Raw genomic sequence first — 21,504 nt, 5'->3', positions numbered from 1 at the left:
CTCGCACGTTTTAGGTTTTCCGTCTCACGGGATCGCCTGCCGCATGCGTGCGGCATATCCAACGTGACACATCGAGAAACGAATCGCAAATTAAAACGGCAATATCAAGGAAAAATCAAGAAACCTTGAGAAAATTTGAGAACCAAACAACGTTGTGATATGTTCAAGATATCGGTTGGAGCCGTCTCACCTCGAGGCACATGCCCGGGTCTTCAAAGCTTCGCCTCGTTGGGCTTCACCGGTAGGGCGTTTTCTTGTTATCGTCCTTCTACTTAATGGATTTGTGCGGGTCGCTGGCTTGGCTGGCGGCCCGCACGAGTTTTTGTTTGCGCCTACTCGGCGGCCAAGTCTTCTTCAGCCGCCCAACGCTTGAGTTCGGCGACGGCGGTGTCATGGTCGGCAGGACCGTGATCCAAACGATAATCGAGCATATGCTTGTAAGCGCGACCGACTCCCGGACCCGGCTTGATGCCTAGGATTTCGATGATTTCGTTGCCGTTGACGTCCGGACGAATCGCGTCGAAGTCCTCCTGCTCCTTAAGCTCCTTGACGCGCGCCTCAAGCTCGTCCATCGCGTCGGAGAACATCAGCGCCTTGCGCTTATTCTGCGTGGTGGCGTCGGCACGGGTCAGGCGGTTCAAACGCTCGTAAAGATGGCTGGAATCCTTGACATACCGCCGAACAGCCGAGTCCGTCCAAGGCTCATCAACGTAGCCGTGGAAGCGCAGATGCAGGTTCACCAGCTCGCTCACGTCGGAAACGATATGGTGATCGAAACGCAACGCTTTCAAGCGCTTGCGCACCATTTTGGCGCCGACTACGTCGTGATGATGGAAGCTCACCTTGCCGTGTGGCTCGAAGCGACGCGTGGCAGGCTTGCCGATATCGTGCAGCAGAGCGGCCAGACGCAAGGTCAGGTCAGGGGCGGGCACGGGGCCGTCAGGACCGGTTTCCAGCGCGATTGCGCGGTCGAGCACCATCAACGTGTGCTCGAAAACGTCCTTATGACGGTGGTGCTCGTCGATCTCCAGCTTCAGCGCCGGGATTTCAGGTAATACAATATCGGCCAAACCGGAATCGACCAGCGCCTCGATGCCCTCGTGCGGACGTTCGGAAAGCAACAGTTTGGTGATTTCGTCGCGCACGCGCTCGGCGGAGACGATGGAAATACGGTCGACCATATCGGTGATGGCCTCGGCGGTATCCGGCTCGATGCGGAAACCGAGCTGGGCCACGAAACGCACCGCACGCATCATGCGCAACGGGTCGTCCTCGAAGGATTGCCGTGGATCGACCGGGGTGCGCAAAATACCTTTGGCCAAGTCGCTGGCGCCGCCGAACGGATCGACGAATTGCAAGTCGGGAACGCGCAGGGCCATGGCGTTGACGGTGAAATCACGCCGCGAAAGGTCGCCCTCAAGCGAGTCTCCGTAGCTCACTTCAGGCTTGCGGGAATCGGGGTCATATTTGTCGGAGCGGTACGTGGTGACTTCGACCTTGACTTCGGTGCCGTCCTTGCGGCGCCGCATCGCGCCCAGAGTGCCGAACTTACGGCCCATATCCCAGAAACCGTCGTGGCCGAAACGCTTCAAAATCGGCTCGAACTGCTCAGGCCGCGCAGAAGTGCAGAAATCAAGGTCGTGGCTTTTCCGGTGCAGCAACAGATCGCGCACGGGTCCGCCAACCAGCGAAAGCTCGTAACCTTGATCTGCGAACATGTGCCCCAGCTCGATGGCCTCAGGCCACACCTCAAACTCCACGATTTGCCTCCAACGTTCGAATTTCACGCGCTTTCCAGCATACCGTCACCGTTGCACGCACGTGCAGGAATCAAGAATCCCGGCAATTCATAGCACTCAAAGCTTTAAAAATACCGAAGCTGCTTCCGGTGCTGTGAACAATTAATCTTCGAAAATACGATTCGCTGATATTCCGCCATTTCTCATTGCCAATGATGTCGCGTATAAAGCAGGGAAGCGATTTTGACGATTGAACGGTGCTCCATACCGTATTGCACTACAAATCTGACATTATCACGTACTGCCTTTACGGTATCAGCGACCCACCTAGCAAGAGCACCAACCAATTCGAAATAATTGTAAAACGGCGAAAAGTATTCCGTTACCCTACCTGCACATCCTTCTGAGTAAGCTGGAGGTATGATTACGCCCGCAGACCTGGCCCGCATGATGGCCAACGCCTCGGGTGACCGCACCCAAAATGCGGAGAAGCAAGACAAACTGCTTTATACTTCGGAGTCCGAGGGGCGTATCGTCCGCTTCATCGAGCCAGACGGAGCACCGACGCCGAAGATGATGCCGCATCACCGCGCCACTCACGGTCCGATGAAATTCGCAACTCTCGACGCCCAGGAGCTGCCCGTCGCCCGCGAATATTCAGCCGGCGGCTTGATTTTCGACGAACACAACCGCGTCGCACTCATTGCACGTCACTCGCGCAGCGGCCATCTTGAGTGGTGCCTGCCAAAAGGCCATATCGAAAAGGGCGAAACCCCCGAGCAAACCGCGGTGCGCGAGGTGCATGAAGAGACCGGAATAATGGGCGAGGTCATCGATTCCATCGCCACCATTGATTATTGGTTCACCGGCCAGTCCGAGCGCGTCCACAAGCTGGTTCATCACTTCGCCCTGCGTCAGATCGGCGGCACGCTCACGGTGGAAGGCGACCCAGACCATGAAGCAGAAGACGCCATCTGGGTGGATTTCGACGACCTTGACAGAGTGCTGAGCTATCCTAACGAACGTAAAATCGCATGGCTTTACGCCAAGAAACTGAACAGGCAGGCAGAAGGTTGAAACACTCGCACCCCTGCGCCCCCGACGGCAATACGCATGAGCAACAATCGCCCATCTCCACTCGGATTTCGGCGATTGTTTCGTCCGTCGTAGCCCTGCTCTGTGCCTCCGCTCTGGCCCTTACGCCCGCTTGCGCGATTGCCGCAGAACCGGGGGAAACCAACCCACCCGCCAGTGGCACGAATCCAGGAGGCCCTCTGGTCACTCCTGTCAATCCATCCACGCCAAACGATCCTTCCCAAACGGGCCCGGCCAGCTCTGCGACACCAACTCAGCCGGATCCTTCGCAGCAAAGCGGCGCTTCCAAAACGCAATCGCCGAATCTGCAAACGACAACTGCTCCGGGATCTTCCGATAATTCCTCGTCCTCTTTGATGCGTTCCGCACAACCCAGCGCCAATACGAGCAGCCAAAGCGATTCCAACGCCGGTTCCGCTGAAAAAGACGCCGAAGTGACCATCACAGCCTCGACGCCCGTGGTCACTTCGAATTCCGGCTACCACCTGAACGTAGCCATCAAAAACGCGAGCAACGATGCGCTTCCGGCAGGCACATTGACCGTCGCTGTCAACGATTATTACACCTTCGTTTCGCGCTCGGATCTGCAGCAATGGGCGCAGGGAAATTCGCGAATCCAGGTGCCCAACCAAATTGGCGAAGTCAACGTCCCGCCGATTGCAAAAGGCGAGAAAACCAGCGTCGCCATCGACGCAAACCCGGACCAGCCGAGCCTGAAAAACATGCTTTCGTGGGGCCCGAAGCCCGTGCGCGTCGATTATTCGTTTGTCCGGGATTCTTCCGAGAACGCGGGCACTTCTTCGAAATCGCAAGGCAACTACCTCAACAGCACCCACACCTTCCTGACCCGTTCCAGCGACGGGCTCAACACCGCCAATACACCGCCGATGGACGTCACCGTCGTCATGCCGCTGACCAGCGACGGCTGGCAAGTCGACGCCCAGAAGCTCACGCAGTTCATGACTGCGGGGGAGGGCGATACCACCAAAATCGTCAACACACACAGGCTTTCGCAACCCGTCGAGCAACTGATCAACAAACATCCCGGCTTGCAGGTGATCACAGACCCGACGCTGGCACAAAGCCTTCCTGTACCGCCGAAAACCAGCGGAATCATGCAGCCCGGCGATTTCGATATCACCGCGTATTCGGCCATCAACGACGGCACCGCTTACGAAAAAGCGGGAATTACGGCCAAAGACTGGAATACGGAAACGGGGCTGAAGGAATATCGCGACGCGCTTGGTGACGGCAACGCGAACGCGCAGGCTTACGCTTGGCCCGGGCGAGGGCAGTGGACGATGAGCTCGCTGGAAACGGCCAGAGCGCAGGGCTATTCCACCGTCATCGCGCCTGACACCACGAACATGGAGGACGGTACCACCAATTCCACGACCCGCACCGGCAAATACATCATTCATACCTCCGCCGGCGACGTCACCGTGCTCACGGCGCAGGACGAGCTGAGCCGGCTCGCGCAAGGAAAACCGACCGACAAAACCGTGGACGGGGAATCAAGCCCCGCGGGCAGGCTGGCGCGTTTCATGGCGCAAAGCGCTTTCTACCAGATGGAAAGCCCTTACGCCACGCGCAATCTGCTGATTTGCTTCGACACTGCTACCACGAATTCCGAAAGCAACGCGCAGGACGCAGATACTTTGATGCAGACAGTGGAACAGGCACCTTGGCTGAAGTTGAGCAATATGGGGGAGCTTGGCCAGGCCGATGCCTATCTTTCCGGGGAAAAAGCCGCCGATGCGGTGCCCGGTTCGCCCAACATTCATGCTTCGGCGCTGCAAAATATTCGTCGGACGCTTGCCACGCTCACCGCGAGTAAAAACGACATCGACCGGTTCAACAATTCCATTCTTGATGAATCTTCTTCGGATTCGCCCGCGTCAGGGAATTCAGGAACCTCTGGAACGTCAGGTTCGACAAGCAGCTCAAATAATTCGAATAATTCCGGAACTTCGAAAACACAGGGCGGGCAGAATAGTTCGTCGGGTGCGAAAACCGACGAAAAATCGGGCACTGCAGCGGGCTCAGGTTCAGGCTCCGGCTCGAATGCAACCGGCACATCAGGCCAGTCCACAAATTCCTCCAAAACCAGCAGTTCGAAGAATTCAAATAATTCCGCAAATACTCCTCCTTCGTCGCCCTCAAACGCCAATGGCAGCAATGGGGCCAACGGCAACTCCAACAACGCAAACGGAAACGTCAACGGCGGCAAAACCGACACTGGAGACGCGCAAGCCCTCGCCCGCCAAGACGCGGACGCAACAGCGAAACGCTCAAAAAACGGCTGCGACTGGATCGCCGCCATATCCTCGATGCAAAACACCCTCGCCCTGCACGCGCTTTCAGACAACGATGCCATGGCCAAACGCATGAGCGCGAGCGCCCAGAACCTCGCCGCCCAACTGATGAACGGCATCAAGATCACCCCTTCGGAATCCATTACCGTTTTGAGCGAATCCGCGAAAATGCCGGTGACGGTGAGCAATAACCATCCTTATCCGGTAACCGTCAAGATTTCATCGCTTTCAGATTCGATGGAAATCGTTACGACGCGATTCGTCACGCTTTCCATCCCGGCACGCAGCGAGGCCCAAACCACGTTCAACGTGCGCGTCTCGACTTCCGGTACCGCCACAGCGCACCTGACGCTCACCGACCGCAGGGGAGACGCCTTCTCCGCCCCGCAATCGACACGCATCACCAGCACTTTGCGCTTGAGCGACAAAAGCGGCATCATTTTCATAGCCGTCGCGTTGGTCCTAGGGGTCATCGGCCTGTGGCGCCAATTCAACCGCAAGAAAGATCCTGACGAATGAGCTCATCTGTAGGTCATAATTCGATGGTTATGGCCGTGGGGACGGCCGCAAGCCGCGTCACCGGCCAGATTCGCACCATCCTACTCGCCGCGGCCCTCGGCACAACGGGCATGGCGGCCGACGCCTACCAAGCCGGCTCGCAGATTCCTCAGGTCATCTTCACGCTGGTTTCCGGCGGCATTTTCAACGCAGTGCTCGTGCCGCAAATCGTGCGTACACTGAAAAAGAAAGACGCACAGGATCGACTCAACAAACTCGTCACCCTCGCCATCACCCTGCTGCTGGCCGTGACGCTGCTCGTGGCGCTGCTCACCCCTCCGCTCACACGCCTCTACGTCAACGGCAACCACGATATGCTGGCCCTGGCCACTTCGTTCACCTTCTGGTGCGTCCCGCAGATTTTCTTCTACGGCCTTTACACCGTTCTCGGCCAGATCCTCGCCGCCAAAGACCATTTCGGCACTTATGCCTGGAGCTCGGTGGGCGCCAACGTCATCAGCTGCATTGGTTTCACTGCGTTCATTTTCATGTTCGGCCGGGCAAACACACAGCCCCTGAGCTTCTGGACCAGCGAGAAAATCGCCTTGACAGCAGGCGCGTGGACCTTGGGCGTCGCCTTCCAAGCACTGATCCTATTCCTGCCGCTGCGCAAAATCGGGCTTCATTACCGGCCGAGCTGGGGTATCCACGGCTTCGGCCTGCGCTCGATGGGGTCGGTGGCAGCCTGGGGCATCGGCATCGTTATCGTCGACCAGCTACAGACCATCGTCAACCAGCGTGTGCTCACCAGCGTGCCCGGCAAGGCGGCGCAGCTCCATCTCAACGCGCTCGACATGGCCGGCAACGCGAGCTATTGGAACGCCAACACCATTTATATCCTGCCCTATTCGCTAATTGCCACCTCGGTGGCCACGGCAATGTTTCCCAAAATCTCGCAGGCCATTGCCGACCATGACATTGATGGTGCTCGTGAGGATTTGAGCGGCTCGCTGCGCAACGTCTGGTTGATGATGTGCCTCTTCAGCGTACTTTTCATCGTCATCCCCACGCCGATTACGCTTGCCCTGCTACCCAGCGTCAGCGTCAAGGAAGCGGTGCTCATGGCCGGGCCCTTGGCCGCGCTGTCAATCGGCCTGCCCTTCTCCTCGACCTATCTCATCATTCAGCGCACGTTCTACGCCTTCGAGGACGGCTACCATCCCTTCTTCTTTACCCTGCTGGTTTCGGGCGGGCAGGCGCTGATGATTGTCATCGCGATTCTGTTCATCTCGCCGTTCAACTGGGCCACTACGGTGGGCGCAACGATGTCACTGTCGTTCATCTTCGCCTTCCCTGTCATCGTCTATATGGTGCGGAAACGTTTTAATGGCCGACTCGACGGCAAACGCATCGCCACGGCATTCGGCAAGGGGATTATCGCCTCGCTTGTCGCCATTGCGGGCGGCATGCTCCTGCGCTACCCGGTTTACGGGCTGTTCGGAGCCGATATCGAACCTGGTGCGGGCGTGCGCGGCGGGCACATGAACTGGTTCCAGGCCGTTGGTGTCTGCTGCGTACTCGCCATTATCATCGCCTTGCTTTATGTAGGTACGTTGTGGGTGCTTCGTACGCAGGAATTGATGCCGATTGTCCGCTCGTTTGCCGGCAGGCTCGGTATCAGAGTTCCCGGCGGCGCTAATGCCACAAGTGATGAAAACGCCGAAAATACACAGGAAATCCAAGATGCGGATATTCCCGACAAAACCGAGAAAATCGAGAACGCAACCATTCCCGGCAATTTTGCTGCGCCCGAATTTCAGGACATCATACAGCCCGGAAACCGCGATACAACACAGAATTCGAACATTTCAAACTCGTCCCCAACAGCAAATACGGCTACAGTAGAGGGTATGCCTTTTACAAACGCCAATTCCGCCGATACGGAAACGAGGTCTTCCCATACTCCGGGAGACAGATTTCCGTCCGGCGTAAGTGGCGCGCGGCATTATGCCCCGGTTGCTTTCAACCCTTTAGGTGAAAAATTATCGAAAGACGAAAACGTTCGTTCGGACAAAAATTTATCGGATAGCGATATTTTCAACGATAATCGACTAATTGATAAAGACGTGCAACGTTCTCCGGCAGCGGCATCGACATCGCAAGACCCGGCGACGTCGTTTGATGCCCTAGAATCCGAGAATTCAAGCCTATTCCAGGATTTCGGAATATCCGATAACCTGACGTTCCCTTCCGCTCCCTCACTTTCGGAACCGGAAAGCGCTGAGCACGCCGAACTTCCGGCACTTCCCATCGAGCCCACCGATTCTGCCGATTCATCTTATGGCGAGCGCCCGGCTTCCCAGATCAAGCCGCTTTTCGACACCACAGATATGCCGCCCCGGCGGCCCGATGCCGATACCGAGACGGAAAACGACGCCGCTGTCAAACCACAAATTCCTGCCAAGCCCGTTTCCCAATTTCCGGCCCCGCCAGATAATTTCACCTGGCTGACCGCAGCATCACTGGGCTTACCCCCGGTTGACGAAGCCGAAAAAGCGGCCCTCGAAACCGAGATTTCCAAGGCTCCCCGCCACCATGCACGCTGACGGCGCGAGCCCGAACGCCGCCAAACCAGTGATATACGACAAATCGACACGAAACCTTGTCACAAAAACTTACGCCCCGGCCACGGCCATGGATAGAATGAAACAGAAGGCAAACCGCCTGATTTGATTACATTCGTTTGCGTGTAGGGTCGAGGAAATTATGAAGCCACAGCTGGGAGATATCGTCATCAGCAGATATACGTTGGTGTCGCCGCTGCGTAGCATACCCGGGCTCGAGGCATGGAAGGCCAACGACCGAATCCTCGCGCGCGATTGCCAGCTTTTCATCCTCACCGACAAGGCAGCCATCCCCAGCTTCGAGGCGATTGCCTCAACGCTCACCCTTTCGCGCAACCCGCATTTCACGCAGGTTATCCAAATACAGCACGTCGGCGATATTCCCGTGCTCATCACGCGTCTTGACCAAGGGCTTTCACTCAACAATTTCATTGGGCATGGCACACGCAAGCTTGGCTACGAAGCCATGCATTCCATCATCGCCGAAGCCGCGAATGGCTTGGAAACGCTGCTGCGCGACGATCTGAAAATGAAGGCGCTGAGCACCGACATCGTTCGTATTACATCAAAAGGCGTCCAGATTACCGACGCCCCGCTCGAAGCGATGTTTGTCAGCACTCCTGAAGAACAGCATCTGGCGCCGGAAATGCTGGCGGTTCACGAGCTTGCCGCGCTGCTTTACGCGATGCTCACTGGCAAATGGACTTCGGAAATCAAGAATTTCGACCTTTCGGCGCTTCCTGAGGACACACCCGAAGAGCTGCGTATCATCTGCGACCGCGGATTGTCCATCACGGACGTGGACGGCAGGCCAACTCTTTCGATGGTCTCGCTGTCCGAGCTTGTCGCCTTACTCGGGTCCGTCAAGCCGGTGGCACAGCTTCCAGCGAGTGAGCTGAAACGGCCGAATTCCGACGGCGAAGCTTCCATTTCAAGGCTTCGGCTGCGCAGGGCACGTCCAAACAATCTGCTTGATTTCCCACAGAATCTTTCGACCAACCAGTTGCAGTTCCGCGCTCGTCAGGCCGCCAGCGCCGCTGGAGCAGGCGCTGCTGGAGCTGGAGTCAGAGCCAATGCTGCGCAAAAACGAGCAGGCGCAACTGCTCGCGTCGATTCTGCCGCCACTTCTGTGACCCCCACGCCTTCCGGCCAGTCCCGCGTTAATCCAGCAAAAGCCGGTTGGATGAACCAGCCGAAATCCGCAGGCGCAAACGCCAACCGCACTTCCGACAACACATCTGCAGGTTCAAAGGCGGCTTCATCACAAAATAACCCGACGCCGTTGCCGATGCCGAAAAAGACCGGGACACAAGGTATTCCGGGCACTCCTGATATTCGTGGAGCTGCCGGTGCCGCTAATAACGCAAAGCCGGCCGGCCCTTCACAAGACCGATACTCGAAATGGTGGCGTCAACGCGGCAAGTCCGGCAGTAATCAGCACCACTCCGACGACCTTAACAACGTCGCAGCCCCGCGCATGGATCTACACGATCTGGCCGCAGCGGAAATGGCCGACGCTTTCAAATCATTCGATTCCACGGCCGACGATTCCATTTTCCCGGATTTCGACCAGAACACCGTACAGACCACGAACCCGACGATGCAATTCGACTTCGCCATGAAAGGCAATGGCTCTGGCGACAACGATACCAATCCAGGCAACCGCACCGAAGCGACGGGTCGCATTCCGTTGCTCGACGCCGAAGGCAATTTCATCGAGCCCGGGCACGAGTCCGCGGCCGCACTCGAGGCGGAGCGGGAGGCCATCGATGCAGCCAATCCGGTCATCACCCCTCCCAGCTTCACACCTCAGCAGAAGGCGCAGCAGGAATCCGACAATCCGACCAACGACGATATCGCCGATACCCCGCTGCTCGGCAAGCTCACTACCAAAGTCGTCGCCATCATCGCCGTCATTGTGCTGATTCTCGCTGCCGCAGGCGTCGCCGCGTTCGTCTTGATCGATCACAATAGCAAAAACGCCGGCACCTACCAGCAGTCGAATTCCGACCCATGGCCCAACATGAATCTCAACAAGGTGCCTTTCGGCGCACAAGGCGATGGAGGCGAAAGCGGGGACCAAGGCTCAGCCGATTCCAACAATGCCAATAAGCAAAACGGCTCGTCAAGCGACTCCTCCTCTAAGTCCGCAAACGGTACGAACTCCAAAGCAATCACCGCCGACAAAAACGCCAAAGCTGTTCCCGCGCCATCGCTGCCGGTGAACAATACGCCGTTGACCATCGACAAGCAGGAGTTCTACCAGAGCCCGGCAGGACAGGACGGCCTTGCGTATTACATGCACATAAGCCAGCCGGCCACCGTCACTCGTTTCGTGGTCCAGATTCGCACTTCCGGGGGCACCGGCTACCTCATCGCCAACTCCGCGCAGGATCCGAACGCGGGTCAGCGGGTCGCCCAGTTCACCTTCGACGCAAGCGGAACCACCGAGGTTAAACTGCAGAAGCCCGTCAAGTCGCAGGACTTCCTGCTCTGGGTCCCTATGGATTCCCTACCCAACCATTCCCTCTACATCAACCACGTCGCGCTGTACTAAACATTCCAAGAGTCAGCAATCCTGAGACGCCAATTCGACGAACTGCCAAAAGCGTGTTGAAGCGGTGCTGGTTTTTCGCGGGCGATTGCGCGGCGACGGAGGGCGACTAGAGTCTTCTTTTATATTGTTTAAACGCGCGAAATCTGTTTGGAAAGCGGCGCTCGTTTAGAGCAGGCCGCAACCGAAAGAAGGGATGGGTTGATGTCTAAGACCAAGAACATTTCCGGGGAAACCGACGAGGGCAAAGACATCGGTTCCAAGGCGACCGCGAGCGTCGCAACGGCAACGAAAACCGAGGACGCCAAAACCAAGACTTCCAACTCCAAGGTCTTCAAGAACGACCCGTGGTACGACTCTTACGCAGCTCGTGCCGACAACATGCGCGCCTCCGAAATCCGGGCTTTGTTCGCAACCGCTTCGCGCCCGGATGTGGTTTCGCTGGCCGGCGGCATGCCTTATTTGGACTACTTGCCGTTCAAAGAGCTCTCGGAACTCATCGCCAAGATGCTTGTGGACAAAGGCGACGTAGCTTGGCAGTATGGCTCGGCGCAAGGCGACCCGCATCTGCGTGAGGACGTCCTGCAGATTATGGCGCTCGAAGGCATCAAGGACGTGCAGCCCGACGATGTCGTCATCTCCAACGGCTCACAGAACGCCATTGATCTGGTCACGCGCATCATGTGCGATCCGGGCGATGTCGTCATCGCCGAAGCGCCGAATTACGTTGGCGCGCTCGGCGTCTTCTCATCCTTCCAGGTCGAGGTGGTCAACGCACAGACCGACAAGGACGGGCTTATCCCCGAATCGTTCGAGGAGACCATCAAGGCCCAACTTGCAGACGGCAAAAAGGTCAAATTCCTCTATACCGTGCCCAATTTCCATAACCCTGCTGGCGTGACGATGAGCGTCGAGCGCCGCCCGCGCATCATCGAGATCGCGCGCAAATACCACGTGCTCATCGTCGAAGACAACCCTTACGGCCTGCTCGGTTTCAACGGTCAGACCTACCCCGCGTTGCGTTCGATGGACTCCGAAAACGTGGTCTACCTTTCCAGCTTCTCCAAAATCATCGCGCCGGGCATGCGCATCGCGTGGATCGTGGCGCCTCCGGGAATCCGCAAGAAGCTCATTCTCGCCAACGAGGCGTCGATTCTCTGCCCGCCGAATATGAGCCAGATGACCATCACCACTTACCTCGACAATTTCGACTGGAAGAACCAAATCAGCCAATACCGTGGCATGTACAAGAAACGTTGCGACACTATGGATGCGGCGCTGCGCGAGTATCTCCCATATTGCTCGTGGAACAAGCCCAAGGGCGGCTTCTATATCTGGCTGAAGATTCCGGAAGGCTTGAATTCCAAGGAAATGCTGCCTCGCGCCATCACCGCAAAGGTCGCCTACGTGGCCGGCACCGGCTTCTACCTCGACGGCAGCGGCACACACCACATGCGTCTTTCGTTCTGCTATCCGACGCCGGATAAAATCAAGCTGGGCATCCAGCGTCTCGCAGGTGTGATGAACAACGAGCTCAAGACCGCCGAACTCTTCGGCACCGCAAAGGCCGACGCGGACGCACGCCGTTCCAGCAGCTCGGATAAGAAAGATTGAAGGAGCATCATATTATGGCAAAACATATCAAGGCCACAAAGCGTGCAACCGCAACGAAAGATATTGCTCCCATCGACCGCGCAGCGACCAAAGTACTCGTCATCTGCGGCGGCATGAGCCATGAGCGCGACGTTTCGCTCACCAGTGGACATCGCGTCGGCGGCTACCTTGAAGAGGCCGGTTGGAACGTTGCTATACACGATATGGACAGTGAGCTGCTGCCATACCTGAGCAATCCCGAAACCCGTCCCGACATCGTCTGGCCGCTGTTGCATGGCGCCAATGGCGAGGACGGCTCGATTCGTGACATCCTTGAAATGGAGGACCTGCCGTATATCGGCTCGCGCGCGAAGGCCTCCCGCACGGCCTGGAGCAAGCCCATCGCCAAAAACGTGGTGCGCAAACTCGGCGGACTCTCCACCCCGGTTTCGGTGGCTCTGCCCGAATCGACCTTCCGCGAGCTCGGGGCGAAGAAAGTGGTCGATTTGCTGGTCGAATCGCTGAAACTGCCGCTTTTCGTCAAGCCCACACAAGGTGGCTCGGCCATGGGCTGCACCCGCGTCGACAAGGCAACGGAGCTCCCACAAGCGATGGTGAACAGTTTCGCATATGGCGATGTCGCGCTGGTGGAGAAGGCCGTCACCGGTACCGAGATTTCGGTCTCCGTACTGGAAATTGACGGGGAACCGCTCGTTCTGCCGCCACTTGAGGTAGCCACGCCTGACGGCGATTATGATTATGAAGCCCGCGTCACTCCCGGCCCGACAGATTTCTACGTTCCCGCACGTCTGCCGGAGTCCGTTCTCAAAGCGGCACAGAACGCGGCCTTGACAGCCCATAATACCCTGAGCCTGCGCGATATCTCCCGCACCGACTTCATCGTCGATGAGTCCGGCACCCCGCAGTTCCTCGAATCGAACGTGGCCCCCGGCATGACCGCGACTTCGCAGCTTCCGCAGGCCGCCATCGCCGCCGGATACAGCCTTTCCAACCTCTACTCACAGTTGGTCGAGTCCGTCCTGCGCCAGCATCGCGCCGATAAGTAGGAGACAGGCACGCCCCCGATTCTCACGTTATAATGTGCAACCCGTCCGTTTCCGGGTTGCACATTTTATGTATTCCGTCAAAAAAGTGCGCCTTATCCGTGCCTAAGTGCATGTTTTCAACGCAACTGCCAAAACATGCAACTTAGCCACGCTAAAGTGCACTTTTCCTACGCCACCGTCAAAAGTGCAACCTACATACACCAAGCGCATCCCCGCGACACTACCGTCAAAAACATGCACTTTACCCATACCAAAGTGCACTTTCTCCGCATCGCCGTAGGCAAAGTGCACTTAGCCGGCCGCAAAACGCACTTTGCCAACAGTACTGTCAAAAAAGTGCAGGCTACAGGCCATACGTGCAGATTAACGCAATCAGGCCGAAAACCATCCAGCCAATAGGTCACTCGCCCTTATGGCACGTCCGGCAAATTGAGCTGCTGGGCCTGCAGCTCCAAGCGAATCAGCCATTGCGGTGTCAGCACCACTGCCAACACCACCAGCAGCACGACAAGAACCGCTCCATAAATCAACGTCCGCACCCAAAGCGGGCGGCGGCGCAGCGCCGGAATGCCATCTAGCAGCAACCAGCCCAGCACCAAGCCGACCACGAATCCGCCGACGTGCGCCTGCCACGCCACATGCGGCACGAAAAGCGGCATCGCCAGATCGAGGATAATCCAAATCAACATCCCACGGATATCTTCATGCGTGCGCCGGAAAACGAGAAGCACCACCCCGAAAAGCCCGAACAACGCACCGGAAGCGCCGTATGAGGACATGCCCCAATCGTGAGTGAAATAGCTGTAGACTATCTGGCCGTCAGAGGCGCCGAGCCCGCAAATCAGGTAGACGGCAAGGAAGCACCAGTGCCCGAGCAAGCCTTCCAGATACGGCCCGATGATAATCAGCGTGAGCATGTTGCCCAGCACGTGCAGCACGTTCGGGTCGTGCATGAACATCGACGTGAGCCACGTCCACGGCTTCACAATCGCCAGGCTCGAAGTGAACGAACCATTGAAAATCAGGCTGTTGAACTGTTCCGGCGAACCGTATTTGAAAAGCACTTCAACGAGCCATACGGCCACACACATAATAACGATTGTCCACGTGATAACGGGGCCACCGGAACTCCATTGATACCTGAATTTACGAAACCAGCGTTGAAGGTCACCGTTCTGATTGGTCATTGTTACATTTTATCGATTGAAGCATACAAGACCACCTGCAGTAGTGCACAAAAATCTTGATACAAATATCAAGAAACCTTGAACTTTTCGCTTTTCATGGGCTTTGCACCCAATTGTCACAAAATATCGGCTAGGATAGAAGCAACGTTGGCTTGGACGCGCAAGCCGGCACTTAAGAAAGGAGCCGTCATGGAGAACAAGTCTTCTAACGGTTGGAAGTTCTTTGCGCTGCTCTTCGGCGGTCTGCTCGCTGCAGTCGTCGGCCTTTATATGTACAAGCAGCAGAACCCCGACTATGATCCGTGGGAAGAGCCGTGGGAAAACAGCTCTTCGCCAGTTGATTTGGGTCTTGATAAGGAAGCTGATCCGACGCCTGAAGCGGGCCCGGAAACCGCTACCGCCTGACCTTTATTTATTTTATTATTCAAAGCCGCCGCATCGCCTTGTTGGGAATGCGACGGCTTTGTTATGTCCCTATGCCGTTGTTTCATCCGCCAAGAAAACGGCAATGAAATAGCCAGCGAGACTTTGCTTCCCATCCCGTCCATAATGCGAGGAAGATGCAAACTGGCAGCTATCGGCATACCTATGGCCTAATTCCGTCCACAAGGTGAGGGACGATGGCCACATGGCAGCGATACGGGAACAAGATATTTCGAAGGGCATGGCGGCGCTCGATCAGTGGCGCAAAGCGGCGGACGCACATCGTGGCGAACCGCTTGAGGCCCGACTTACGTTTTCACCCAGCGATCTACCGCGCAACACATGGGCCATGGCCGTGCGGTATTCGCTCTATCTCTTGGAAAACAAAGCTCCCGGCCCCGGCGTCGAAGTGCGCGTGGCACCTTGGGGAGCGGTGAAAATCCTCGACGGCCCCGCCTCGGACCCGCATAATCTCACCCCGCCCGATGTCATCGAGCTCGACCCGGACGTGTGGCTGCGGCTGGCTTGCGGCCTGACCAAATGGTCGGAAGAAAAAGACGCCGGCCGTATCAGCGCCATCGGTGAGCGCGACGATCTGAGCGCGCTGCTACCGCTGGATTGACAAAACGTTCCTTAACGCAACGCTCATAGTAGCCTTAATTTACTATCCAACAATTCTTCTTGGCTAATAAATTGAGGACTGTCAGATGAACATATTCTGACAGTCCTCAATAAAATATGACTAAACTGAATCAGGCTTTGTCGTCCTTGGGCTTTGGCTTACGCAAAGCACTGGGAATAGGCATGCGAATCGGTTTGTGCGGCTTGGGAATGGCGACTTTCTTGACGGCAGGCTTGGCCTTGTCATCGCTGGAAGCCTTCGCTGCGGCTTCGGCGGCCCACTTGGCGTAATCATCCAAATCGTCGTCGACGGCCGGCGAATCGTCATGCTGGTCTACGGCCTCGGCATGCGTATGCGCATCGGGCTCGCCATGATTGCGCGAATATTCCTTCTCAACCTCAGTGAACGGATCGGTCGACCCGGTTCCCGGCTCCTGCGCGCCAAGCTCCTTTGCCAGCTCGTCATAATCGGTATCGGTTGTCAAATACTTAAGCTTACGGGCCATTTTCTTCTGTTTAGCCTTTTGACGTCCGCGGCCCATTTGACCCCCTGAATATTATGTGCTTGCATTAATCCATCAATATAGAAGGATACCACCCAATCCGTCACGTTTCATTGTCGGCTCAGACTTTTACCATAAAAACAAGATTTTCAAGGACTACAAACGATTGAGGGCGAGTCATGGCGGACGCAAAAAACGATGTGGAAAACGAACAAGTCACTGCGGCGGGCAACGAAATCAGCGCAAGTTTTATCGAGTCCAAGAAGCGTTCTGATGCGGTTTTGGCCAAACTTGAGAAGGACCCAGGCAAGTTCACCATGCTCACCGGCGACCGCCCGACCGGACGTCTGCACCTCGGCCACTATTTCGGTTCCATCCGCGAGCGTGTCGCGATGCAGAACAAAGGCGTGCACACCAACGTGCTCATCGCCGACTATCAGGTCATCACTGACCGCGACACCACCGAGCATATCCAGGACAATACGCTCAACATGGTCTTGGATTATCTCGCCGCCGGCATTGACCCGAACAAGACCATGATTTTCGCACATTCCGCGATTCCGTGTGAGAACCAGCTGATGCTGCCGTTCTTGTCATTGGTCACCGAAGCGGAACTGCTGCGCAACCCGACCGTCAAGGCCGAAGCCGAGGCGAGCGGCCACGCGCTGACCGGCCTGCTGCTGACCTATCCCGTTCATCAGGCCTGCGACATCCTTTTCTGCAAGGCCAATGTCGTGCCGATCGGCAAAGACAACCTGCCGCATGTCGAGATCACGCGCACCATCGCACGCCGCTTCAACGAGCGTTACGCCAAGAAGAACCCCGTCTTTCCCGAGCCGACAGCCATCCTTTCCGATGCGCCCGAGATTCCGGGCCTCGACGGCCGCAAGATGAGCAAGTCCTACGGCAACTCCATCATACTCGGCGCCACTGCCGAGGAAACCGCCAAGCTCATCAAGAAGAGCCCGACCGATTCCGAACGTCGCATCACCTTTGATCCGGTCAATCGTCCGCAGGTTTCCGCGCTTTTGACCACCGCCGGCCTCGTCACCGACCGTGACCCGAAGGATATCGCCGAGGAAATCGGGGATGCCGGAGCAGGGGCCTTGAAGCAGTACGTCATCAAGTCGGTCAACGAATTCCTGGCACCGCACCGCGAGCGCCGCGCCGAACTGGCCAAGGATATGGACTCGATCCGCGACATCATCCACGACGGCAACAAGCGCGCCAACGCCATCGCCAAGGAAACCCTCGACCAGGTCCGCGACGCTATGGGCATGAAGTACTGAGTCCCCAAAACACTCGTCGAACCAAAAGGTCGGTCAATACGAAATCCTGAATGGCGAAACAAGCCATTCCCAGATTCGTATCGACCGGCCTTTTTGCTATTCAAAATGAGCCTTTAATTGGCAACTTCCAGAATGACAACAATCTAGGTTTGGAAATCAGCCCAAAACCTTTTCTGATAGAAATTATCATAAGATATACTTGGTTTCCATGAGGCAAAGAAGTCAGCACCGGCGCAGAAACAGAATCATCGTCGTTGTGGTGGCGGCTCTCGTCACCATCGCAACAATCATCTCTGCCGTAATCGTCTACTCCTATTATTCGCCCGACCGCCCGGAGCCGGGTATCATCGAGCAATCCGCCAACATTCCGAAGGAAAAACTCAAAACCGGCAAAGTCATCACGATCGATACCTCCTGCATGTTCAACTGCCCGTCGAACGGAGACCTGAAATTTTGGGTCACGAATGTCCACAAAACCAGCAAAACCTATTCCGCCACCTTGAAGATGGAGAGCCTCTACCGACCCCACAAAAGCAGCGGCTATGAGACGCCCGACGATACATTAGATATAGCACTCGGAAAAACGAAAACCTCAAAGCCGCTGCGCTGTTCGATAACGCTGGTCGCGCTGATCAAAATGAAACACAGACCTGATAGATACTCGAAATATACCAAAGCGCAAGGGCTCACCCTGCTCATCACCCCTTACGACGACGGCCGACCGATCATCCACCAGAACGCCGATGCTTCAACGATACAGGCCATACAGACGAGCGAAAGCCGTGTCCGAACCGCACCTCTGGGCGGAACCCTCGACTTCGGCAGCCGCAAAATCGACGCTCCATACAACATCGGGGAAATCAACGGCGCGCCCTCCATCTTCCTCGACGACTTTGATAACAACTTTGATGACAACGAAGGAAAGCCGCTAAAACTCGGCGGAAACCAAGAAAAAGACCAGGAATATACGCTGACATTCGTCGGTCTGACCGACATCGGAGGCAAGCAGGGCGTCACGGTGATGCTGACACCGCCGAAACACGGGCCAATCATTCACGAATCCGCAACAATCGTCAAGGAACAGCTGCAAAAGGGCACCCTAAAGACCGGGCCTCTCGGCGAAGCAATGCGTTTCGGGGATATGGAAATCGATCTATCTTACGTGGCCAGCGGGGAAGGCAAGTGGAGCAGCATCAACTTCGATGCCAAGATACCCCATGACGACGATGCAGGCGAAATCACTTTCATGCCATTATCCGTCGGCGAAACGCAATATCTGCGCGAGATGCATTATTCGGTGACACTTGTCGCGCTTACCGACCTCGACGGACAGCAGGCAGCAACCATTTTAGCGATTCCCGATAGCCGCCATCCGATAGTCAATAAAACCGCCAAAATCCCACCATGGCAATGGCTGACCAGCAAAACCATAAGCCAGTCATTCGACGACGGAACCGACGGCCGCTTTGGCGAGAACATATCAATCGACATGCCAGAGGCATTCAGGAGCATCGACGGTGAATACGGAATTTACATTAACGCTTACGCCAACGACCAAAGCCCAGAAATAGACAATGATGGCAAGATGTTCCTGAAGCTCGGAGAGACAAAAACTTCGAAAGCGCTGGGATGCAAGATTACTTTCGCGGGACTCAAGGAGATGGACGGCGATCAAGGCTTCACCATCCTCATTGCGAAAGCGTAGGCATCGCACAAGTCGGCAGATAGGAAATCAGGAATGGCAGAAAATGGCCGTTTTTAAAAACCTATCTGCCGACTTGTGCTTCCCGGCAAAGCCGTCACACGTCGTAGCGCCAGGATTTGTCAGTGATGACGCGGGCCATCGCGAGGCCGATGGGTAAGCAGAGGATGACCATGAAGGCGCGGAAGGCCCAGTCGAGAGCATTCAAGGTGTCGAACTGGCCGAGGTAGAACATCGCGCGGTACATATACAGGCCGGGCACCATGATGACGATCGCCGGGACGGTCAGGCAGATGCGCGGATAGCCAAGGTAGGGCGGCAAGAAGCCGTGACGCACCGACGAACGCCAAGCCGAAGCGAGCAGGCCGGCAAGCATTGCGCCCAGGAACGCGGCGGCCTCGGGCGGCATACCCATGTCGACCACGGTCAGACGCAACGTGTCTGTGATTGCGCCGATAAAGGCGGCAGTGAAGCACATGCGTTGCGGCGAATTGAACAACACCGAGAAGCCCCAGACCCCACCGAACGCGGTGAGCGCGCGCAGAGCGGTATTGACCCACGGGTTGAGGCCGAGCGGTTCGAAGCCTTGCGGATTGAGGTGGACGATGGTCGCCACCATCCAGCCGGCGAGCGTGGCCATCAAAATGAGCGCCATCGTATAGACCAGGCGCTGGATGCCGCTGGGCAGGTCCATTTTCGCGATGTCAAGACCGCCGGTAATCAGTGGGAAACCAGGGATGACGAAGAGCATAGCACCGATGTAGGCGGTGTCGTGACGCAGCGCAACGGGATCGAAAAACCCGATGAAACGCAACGTGCCGATGCAGGCAAACGCGGCCACGGCGACAGCGACGAAGGTGACGAAGAATTGGTTCAAATGGTAGATGAAAAGCCGACGACGAACCCAATGACCGATGCCCGCACCCACGAACGCGCCGATCATGTCGAACGGACCGCCGCCGAGCAGGAACACGAAGCATGCGCATGCCACGGCCGACGCGAGGCCCGAGAACCAAGGTGTGTATAGCGGCTTGCGGTGTTGAATAAGGCTCAACCGTTCGTGCGCTTGACGCACGGTGATGCCGCGGTTGGCTTTTGCAGTGGCGTTGGTAGTAGCTTTGGGCTCGGCCTGGGATTTAGAACTCGTCGATTTTATTGCGGCAGAAGGGCTGACAGCGTTGGCGTTGCCGGCGTTCTCATTTATAACATTATTGGCATTGCTACTATCGATTCTTACAGAGCCGTTGCCAATCTGGCCAGAATCGTTCTTTCGATTGTTATTTGCCGTAACGTTTCGGGCATGAACAGCTGAATCTGAAATTGCCGCAACGACTCGCGACCGATTGTGAATCTGGCTTTGCGCCGAGGCAGCCTCGGTTTTAGCCTGCGCTTCAGCCGCTGCGGCCTGTTCGGCAGCGACGTCCTCGCGCGTTTTGCCAATGTGCTCAAAATGCTCGGCGTACTGGCCTTTCGGCGGGCGGAAACCGCGCTCTTTGACGCGCTTGACGGCCTTGTCGTGGACACGTTTGCGTTTCTCAAGCTCGCGGTGGGCCTTCTGCGTGGCCGACAGCACGGAACGCTGGGCTTCCGGGTTGCCAAGCTGCTGAACCATTGCGGTCGAAACCGAGGTCTGCGCATGATAGGTCGTCCCCGGCTCACCGATATTGACGCTGAACCAATCTGCGAAATGCTCAAGGAGCCAGATACGCTCCGTATTGACTCCGGTTGTCGGCAAATCGACAACCTGCGTAATCCTACTGACGCCGTCGCTACATGACACATCCATATCCGTAAGGTTGATGTTCGCACGAACGTGGACACCAAGCGGGTAGCCGATTCGATGCATCAGCTCATGAATGCGGAAACTTCCCGTACCCGCGCGCAAATCCAGCAGCCCAACCCGCGCGATAATGCTGGCTTTCGCGGCGATGCCGGCGTCTACCACCGGCGTATCCCAATCGCGCTCGATGTCTGCGGTATCCAATGGCATATAATGCGTCAGCCGGTCGTGTACCTTGGCCCGATGGTCGCCGCGAGCGCTGGAATCGTCACCATCGCCCCTAACATCGCCATCGTCAATCGAAGCCACCGCTTCAGCCACCCGCCGGTATTCCTCGGAATCGGATTCGTCCAAACTCCCAAAAATGTCCTCGAGTCCGGAATCGCCCTCGTCTTCAGCTTCGTCTTCGTCGCTGTTCACCGTCTTCTCGATGTCCTCGGCCACCGCGTCCATACCGGAATCCCTGTCCTCGTCCTTGTCGGATTCCTCGTGCTTTTCCATGCCGTCGTCATCA

14 protein-coding genes are annotated in these 21,504 nt (G+C 56.7%); 10 read left to right on the top strand and 4 right to left on the bottom strand.

Going from position 1 to position 21,504, the window contains the following annotated elements:
* Nucleotides 1-332: 332 nt before the first annotated feature.
* Entirely contained in the window at nt 333-1,760 is a 1,428-nt protein-coding gene (locus tag OZX72_RS00360) for a CCA tRNA nucleotidyltransferase (protein WP_277159433.1), read from the bottom strand.
* Between the two features lie 399 nt (nt 1,761-2,159).
* Between OZX72_RS00360 and OZX72_RS00355 the strand changes: the two genes are divergently transcribed.
* The 6 genes from OZX72_RS00355 to OZX72_RS00330 all read left to right on the top strand — a co-directional run bounded on the left by OZX72_RS00355 (nt 2,160) and on the right by OZX72_RS00330 (nt 13,485).
* Nucleotides 2,160-2,816, top strand: a complete 657-nt coding sequence (locus OZX72_RS00355) for an NUDIX hydrolase (protein WP_277158503.1) — start codon at nt 2,160-2,162, stop codon at nt 2,814-2,816.
* On the top strand, nt 2,774-5,668 hold the full coding sequence (locus OZX72_RS00350; RefSeq protein ID WP_277158502.1) for a DUF6049 family protein: 2,895 nt from the start codon (nt 2,774-2,776) through the stop codon (nt 5,666-5,668). Before OZX72_RS00355 ends, OZX72_RS00350 begins: the two co-directional genes overlap by 43 nt.
* Complete coding sequence (gene murJ / locus OZX72_RS00345; protein WP_277158501.1) at nt 5,665-8,253, top strand: murein biosynthesis integral membrane protein MurJ; 2,589 nt, start codon at nt 5,665-5,667, stop codon at nt 8,251-8,253. Before OZX72_RS00350 ends, murJ begins: the two co-directional genes overlap by 4 nt.
* A 160-nt stretch (nt 8,254-8,413) precedes the next feature.
* Nucleotides 8,414-10,828, top strand: a complete 2,415-nt coding sequence (locus OZX72_RS00340) for a hypothetical protein (protein WP_277158500.1) — start codon at nt 8,414-8,416, stop codon at nt 10,826-10,828.
* A 201-nt stretch (nt 10,829-11,029) separates the two neighbouring features.
* A complete protein-coding gene (locus tag OZX72_RS00335) occupies nt 11,030-12,439 on the top strand; it encodes a PLP-dependent aminotransferase family protein (protein WP_277158499.1) in 1,410 nt (469 codons plus the stop codon).
* Nucleotides 12,440-12,453: 14 nt separating this feature from the next.
* Nucleotides 12,454-13,485: a D-alanine--D-alanine ligase gene (locus OZX72_RS00330; RefSeq protein ID WP_277158498.1), complete on the top strand. Its 1,032-nt coding sequence runs from the start codon at nt 12,454-12,456 to the stop codon at nt 13,483-13,485.
* A 410-nt stretch (nt 13,486-13,895) separates the two neighbouring features.
* Here the strand turns inward: OZX72_RS00330 and OZX72_RS00325 are convergent, their stop codons facing one another.
* Nucleotides 13,896-14,576: a rhomboid family intramembrane serine protease gene (locus tag OZX72_RS00325; protein ID WP_277158497.1), complete on the bottom strand. Its 681-nt coding sequence runs from the start codon at nt 14,574-14,576 to the stop codon at nt 13,896-13,898.
* Between the two features lie 285 nt (nt 14,577-14,861).
* Between OZX72_RS00325 and OZX72_RS00320 the strand changes: the two genes are divergently transcribed.
* Nucleotides 14,862-15,077: a hypothetical protein gene (locus OZX72_RS00320; RefSeq protein ID WP_277158496.1), complete on the top strand. Its 216-nt coding sequence runs from the start codon at nt 14,862-14,864 to the stop codon at nt 15,075-15,077.
* Between the two features lie 223 nt (nt 15,078-15,300).
* Nucleotides 15,301-15,717 carry a sterol carrier family protein gene (locus OZX72_RS00315; protein WP_277158495.1) on the top strand — a complete coding sequence of 139 codons (417 nt, stop codon included), beginning with the start codon at nt 15,301-15,303 and terminating at the stop codon, nt 15,715-15,717.
* Nucleotides 15,718-15,847: 130 nt separating this feature from the next.
* Here the strand turns inward: OZX72_RS00315 and OZX72_RS00310 are convergent, their stop codons facing one another.
* Nucleotides 15,848-16,258 (bottom strand): DUF3073 domain-containing protein, encoded by a 411-nt coding sequence (locus OZX72_RS00310; protein WP_277158494.1) that lies wholly within the window; start codon nt 16,256-16,258, stop codon nt 15,848-15,850.
* A gap of 140 nt (nt 16,259-16,398) precedes the next feature.
* Here OZX72_RS00310 and trpS point away from each other — a divergent pair, with 140 nt between their 5' ends.
* Nucleotides 16,399-17,508: a tryptophan--tRNA ligase gene (gene trpS / locus OZX72_RS00305; RefSeq protein ID WP_277158493.1), complete on the top strand. Its 1,110-nt coding sequence runs from the start codon at nt 16,399-16,401 to the stop codon at nt 17,506-17,508.
* Nucleotides 17,509-17,716: 208 nt separating this feature from the next.
* On the top strand, nt 17,717-19,213 hold the full coding sequence (locus OZX72_RS00300; RefSeq protein ID WP_277158492.1) for a hypothetical protein: 1,497 nt from the start codon (nt 17,717-17,719) through the stop codon (nt 19,211-19,213).
* A 94-nt stretch (nt 19,214-19,307) separates the two neighbouring features.
* Here the strand turns inward: OZX72_RS00300 and OZX72_RS00295 are convergent, their stop codons facing one another.
* On the bottom strand, nt 19,308-21,200 hold the full coding sequence (locus OZX72_RS00295) for a threonine/serine exporter family protein (RefSeq protein ID WP_277159432.1): 1,893 nt from the start codon (nt 21,198-21,200) through the stop codon (nt 19,308-19,310).
* Between the last annotated feature and the right edge of the window lie 304 nt (nt 21,201-21,504).

Source organism: Bifidobacterium sp. ESL0769 (assembly GCF_029395495.1).
Taxonomy (GTDB): Bacteria; Actinomycetota; Actinomycetes; order Actinomycetales; family Bifidobacteriaceae; genus Bifidobacterium.
This window is presented reverse-complemented; position numbering and strand designations above follow the sequence as displayed.